This is a genomic window from Pinirhizobacter sp. (genome assembly GCF_035317885.1).
GTDB lineage: Bacteria > Pseudomonadota > Gammaproteobacteria > Xanthomonadales > Rhodanobacteraceae > Pinirhizobacter.
Window position 1 is genome coordinate 1 of record NZ_DATHFX010000353.1, and the last position, 5,404, is coordinate 5,404.

The 5,404-nt window shown below is 65.5% G+C and carries 3 protein-coding genes; all 3 read right to left on the reverse strand.

What is annotated here, in order from left to right; translation table 11 throughout:
* The coding region (locus VK519_RS11585) for a DUF6519 domain-containing protein (protein WP_324349944.1) at positions 1-833 on the reverse strand (833 nt) is incomplete at its 3' end.
* Between the two features lie 10 nt (positions 834-843).
* The gene (locus VK519_RS11590) at positions 844-3,072 is read right to left on the reverse strand and encodes a hypothetical protein (protein ID WP_324349945.1); all 2,229 of its coding nucleotides are present in this window, start codon (positions 3,070-3,072) and stop codon (positions 844-846) included.
* On the reverse strand, positions 3,069-5,404 hold a 2,336-nt coding region (locus VK519_RS11595), incomplete at its 5' end, for a putative baseplate assembly protein (protein ID WP_324349947.1). The genes VK519_RS11595 and VK519_RS11590, both read right to left, overlap by 4 nt.

A 5,404-nucleotide genomic window follows, 5' to 3' on the forward strand; every position in this document is an offset into this window, starting at 1 on the left:
CCCACGGCCGCGCCTTTGGGCCCGATGGAAGCGCCGTCGTGGATCTCCACGCGATAGAGCTGGTTTTCAAGCCCACGGTAACGGGCGTCGGCGGCAATCACGCAAGGGTCGTCATCGCTATCGGCGGGCCCTGCCTGCGCGCGCAGGCGTGGCCATGCATACGTGGCGCGGGCATTGAGTACCGCTCGCAACGTGGTGCAGGGGTCGCCTTGCCCGGCGTCCAGGCTTCGGCGCAACGCAGTAAGCTCATTGATCTGCTGTTGCAGCAGGGCCTTCTCGGCATCGGAGAGCTCACCGCCGGCGCGCAGCTTCAGCGCCACGGCCAGGGCGTCCAGTTGCGGGCCAAGCGCGGCGGTATCGGTGAGCCGAAGCTGCCACACCACCTGCGCGCGCGTCGCGGTATCCACGCCCTCGAGCGCCGCGTCCAGGATCGATGGCGCCTCGATCGCCGAAAGGTGCCGCTCCCACACGTCCAGCCACACGACGAATCCCGGCGGGGGATCGGCAAGGTCGAAGCCGTTGCCAGGCGTGGGTGCGTATGGCTGCGTGGCCACGGTACATGCCGTGTCGTTCTGGCACAGGATGCCATCGACATAGAAATGTCCCGGCGACAGCTGCCAGTTCGCCAGCAGGTTCTGCCGCGTGATCGAAAAGCCCGTGCCGGCCGCCCAGCACGGACCGACAAGATCCGTCGCCATGGTCCGCAGCAAATACAGCCCGATGGCGGCCTGCTCGTTCCAGTCCGATTCCAGTTGCACCCTTCCCTGTTGCTGGAAGACCTGGCTGAAGTGCCGCGTGGGGTCGAAGGTGACCCTGGCGAAGTCGCCTTTCATGGTGGCTCTCCTAACTGGCGAAAATGATCCCGGCGTCCGTCCCCGCAGGCACGGATTCACCAAGGCGCGCGGCAAGGTTGGCCTGCCGCTGCGGTTCGAAAAGGTCATGCCACGCGCCCATGGACGCGGCATCGGAGGCGCCCGTGGCGATTTCCTGGCAACAGGCATCGTCCAGGCGCATGTAGTTCGGCGAGCCATAACGCAGGCTTCGGAATTCGGGAAGCACGCGCAACAACGTGGCCGCTTTCGCCGCCGGTGCCGCCGCAATGGCAAGGTCGGGCTGGCAATGGAAGCGCGGCGGCGTACGTGATCCGGAAGGCACGAAGCAAAAGCGCACGCATCCCACCTGTCGGCGCAACACGCGCACGGTACTTGCGAAGATGCTGTCTTCGGCCAATGCCAGCGCATGCACTTGCATCTGCCCGATCACGGTACAGCTACGGAAAACGACGCTGGCGTGTGCCACGGCCTCGTCAGGCGCACCCAGCGCAACGCGCGCGGGGCCGGTGGCATCCAGGATGCTGTTGCAGAAGCTGATATCCACCGGCTCCGTTCGCCTGGCCGGCGATATCACCGATACCGGGCCCAGGATGCTGTTCTCCACGCGCAGCGAGGCGGTCGTGCCATCGAGCGTGATGCTGGGCTCGCCAGGGCGCTTCGGGTCGCAGTCGCAATGCAACGACCACCCCGGCACCAGGGTGCAGTGGCGGATCACCACTTCGCACAGGTCGCCGGTCGCAGCGTTCGGATCGTCATCTTGCTGGCCGTGCACTTCCACGCCGCGGCCCATCACCAGCAATCCGTCGAGGATGAAGCGGCTCCCGGCGCCGCCGCCAATGCCCAGGGCGTCAGGTCGGCTGGCGTGTACGTCGAGCAGGCGCAGTACCGGACGCGTACGCTCCGCGGCACGAATCTGGATCGCTTCACCAGCGTCCAGCTGGATGTCCAGGCCACCGTCATAGAGCCCGCTCTCGGCAAGTTCAATCACCAGCGCGCGCGCCGATGGCGTGGCGGCCTTGGCCGTGGCCCATGCCGTCAAGGCGTCCTTGATCGAAGTAAAGTGGTTTTCCGGGAGGGGATCGGCAAGCGGCAACAGCGGCGTCGCGGTATGCACCACGTATACCGTGGCGTCGTCGAGTGAAACCAGCGGGCGTGCATATTCCCCGCCACCGATGTCCCCGGCGAAACCGTACTGGTAGCTGACCCACACGCCGCGCTTTGGCCTCTGGTTGGCGGGAAACTGCAGCCGGCCGGTGTGTGGATCCAGCGCCACGTGGTTGCGCGGCACCTGGTATTTCCAATCTTCCAGGTTGGCCGCAATCAGCGCATCGGTCGGCACCGGCATGCCTTGCCCCTTGGTGGGCCAGTCCGGGGCGAACACCTCTACGCTCTTGCCCTCGCCATAGAGCTCCGGAGACACGCGCGAATAATCCGCCGCATCGCCGCGAAGCGCGAAGCGATAACGGCGCAACGGCACCGGCAGGTTCGACTCGTGCGCGATATGCGTGGGCGACGGCTCGGCCACGGGCAACTGGAACAAAGCCGTGTCATGGCCCAGTACGCTGAAGGTGTAGCACTGCGGACCACTCTCTTCCACGCAGTAGGCAGGCGTGGTGGTCACCGGATAGGTACGCAGGCGGAAGGCGAAGATCCCCACATCGGGAATATTGAAGCGCCCGCGGCGCCGCCGGCTGCCCAGCCGCCTGACGTCCACGCGATGCGCCCATGGGTCGAAGGCGCCATGCGCAAACCGCAGCAACTGCAGCGGGCCGGGACGGCGCAGGTCGATGGTGGCTCCGCGGTTGGCGTGCTGGTGGTCCAGGTGCTGCGTGCAGCCTAGCCGGGTACGGAATTCCACTGCACGTCCAGGCCATCGCGCAGCGTCGCGGGAGAGATCCTCCAGCAGCGACAACGTACCCTTGCGGCGGCGAGCGTCGATGGTGTGGGCCACATCGCTTCGGGGGCTCAAGGCACGGCCGAGCGCCGGCTCCGTGCCGTCCAGGGTGGCAGCTTCCGGCAGCGGCGAATAACCGAGCAGGTCCGCCAGGTAAGGCACGACCCAGTCGTCGCAGGTTTCGATGAACCAGTTGTCGTAGAGGCGCCCGATGTCCTCTTCCACCACGTTGGCCTGGACGGCCAGCACACGGAGGAAATCGCGCAGCGGAAAACCTTCCTCTTCGTCCCTGGCGCGGTAGATGGCAGGCAGCAGGTCGTAAAGTCGATCGGGACTCAGGCTCATGGCTTGGCCTCCTGCAACAGCAAGGTGTCGGAAACGTTGGGCAGGAAGTACGCCAGTTGGGCGGGGAGCACCTGGCCCTGGGCATCCAACCGGGCCGGCTGCACCAGCACGCGCTGCACGACGCCTGGAACATCCGGCAGGTCATCACCGTCGCCATCGGCAAGGCTTGCCAGCACGGTCGACTCATCGAGCGTGTCGAACGCGTCTACATCCACCCAGGCCACGCCCTGCACGCCCTGGATGCAGGCGATCACCTGGCTCAGGTACACGTTTTGCGCCAGCGCCGAGCGCTCGAAGCCGAAGGCATCAAGCAAGGTGGCGCGGATCACCGGCTCGACGAACTCCCAGGCGTAATCCGCCGCCAGGCCCACCTTCGCGCTAAGCGACAGTGCCAGCAGTTCGCGGACATCCAGCGTCACGGGCAGCGATGGATCACCGTAGATTTGAAGCGAAGACAACAAGTTACGATAGACATCTGATGTCGTATCGATGCGGATGTCGGCAGCTCCCGCGATGGTCACGCGCACGCTTCCGGCCAACGCCACCGCCGCCGCCTTGCCCACGCCGCCGAACGTCCGCGAGAAATTCGCGTAGTCGGGAATCGAGACCAGCCGGTCCAGCGCCATCACGGCCAGCGGAACGTTCACGCGTGCCTGGTCACGCGACTCCGGGTCCGCGCCGCCCGATGCCGGCAGTGGATTGATGACGTCCTTGACGCCCAGTGGCCGGCTGGCAAGCAGGCTCACCTGCCCCGCCGCGACATTGCCCGGGATACCGATGCCGTTTCGGTACCGGGCCACCACATTCGCAGCGCCCGTGGAAAGACGCCGGCCGTGCACGCCATCGCCAAAGGTCACCGTGGTCTTGCCATCGTCCCCGGTACGGGTGACAAAACTGCGGTCCACCGCGGCGGTGTAGGCCATGTTGCGCACCTCGTGCCATTGAAGTCCGTCCACGCGCACCTGCAGGGTGCTGGCCACGCCGTCGGGATTCGAGGCTGAGGTAAAGGTGAGTGGTGGCTGCTTCAGCACGAAGGCCTGCATCGCCTGTGCGCCGTCGCCATTGCCCAGCACTTCGTTGCGCGATTGCCCGTGCGTGGCGCGGACCACATTGGCAAGGATCTTCACCGTGTCGCGACGGTAGCCATAGGCAAGGCCATCATTGGCAAGCACCAGCGTGCTGTGCAGGGCGTCACCTGGCAACGCCGGGTCGATACCCTGTTCCACTGCCTCCACCATCACCAGCTCCGACGAAACCACTTGCGCGCTGCCGGGAAGGTCGCTGCGCACGCCCTGGACGATCAGCCATCGGCCGCCTTGCAGTCCATCCACCACCTGGTCCAGCACCAGGCGTGTGGCATTGGCTGGGGACTCATCACCGTTGGTATCACCGACGTTGGTAGTGATGGGCACGTCGGCCAGCGTCAGGAGCTCACCCTTCACGGCCAGTTGCTGAACGCGGATGGTGGTGGCGATGGTGGGCTTCGGCGCGGCAGCCATGGCAGGGCCTCGTACAGGCGTCGGGCTCTGCACCGGTTCAAGCGTTATCTGTGTGGTCTTGCCCGGGATGCCATAGGCCGTGCGTGGATGCACCGACACCGCTGAGATACGGCGCACGAGCGGCGCCGCGCCCGGGTCGGTCTGTACCACGTAGGTACCCGGCTGGATGCCGTCGTAGGCATTGTCGAGGAAAACCATATCGGCATTCTCGGTTGGAATATCCAGCGGCCAATCAATGCCCGTGGGCGTGGTCGTCACTGTTCCACCCGACCCCCTCTGGATCTTCATCGGCACGGCGGCGTTGTAACCGAAGCGTGGCGCAGATATGCGCTGCACGTAGATTCGTTGTACCTGCGTGCTGCCGCGCGGCGAGGCCAGACCGCCCCACGCGTTATATAACGTACCCACCAGGCGCGGCTGGAACAGCTGCAGCAATTGCGGCCGGGCATCGCTGGCCTTGCCCAGCGCTCCTTCGATGCTCCTGGACAGGCGCAATGCATTGGCAGGCTGCTGGGTCGGTGGCCGCGTCAAAGACTCGACCAGGGTCTGCAAGGCTGATTCGCCGCGGTTGATTGCTTTGGTCCGTATCGTGGCCGCCCCTGCAACTGCCTCGAAACCCACGATCGTGCGCTTGCCTGCGTTGTCGACGGTCACCGATGCGATCTTGCGCACACCGGGCATCTGCCCGTCGTCGAAATCGAACACCAGCCATTGGCCTTGCTTCAGGTCGTTTGTGTCGCCGGCGAAGTACATTGAATCGAGCGCATCGAGATTGTCCCGCGACACCAGCTGTGGCTGCGTCATGCGCGGCAACAGCGCATTCCATTCCGACC

Bases quoted from the DNA above. Each gene is read 5' to 3' on its own strand.
- VK519_RS11590 (WP_324349945.1), bottom strand. From the start codon at position 3,072: ATGAGCCTGAGTCCCGATCGACTTTACGACCTGCTGCCTGCCATCTAC.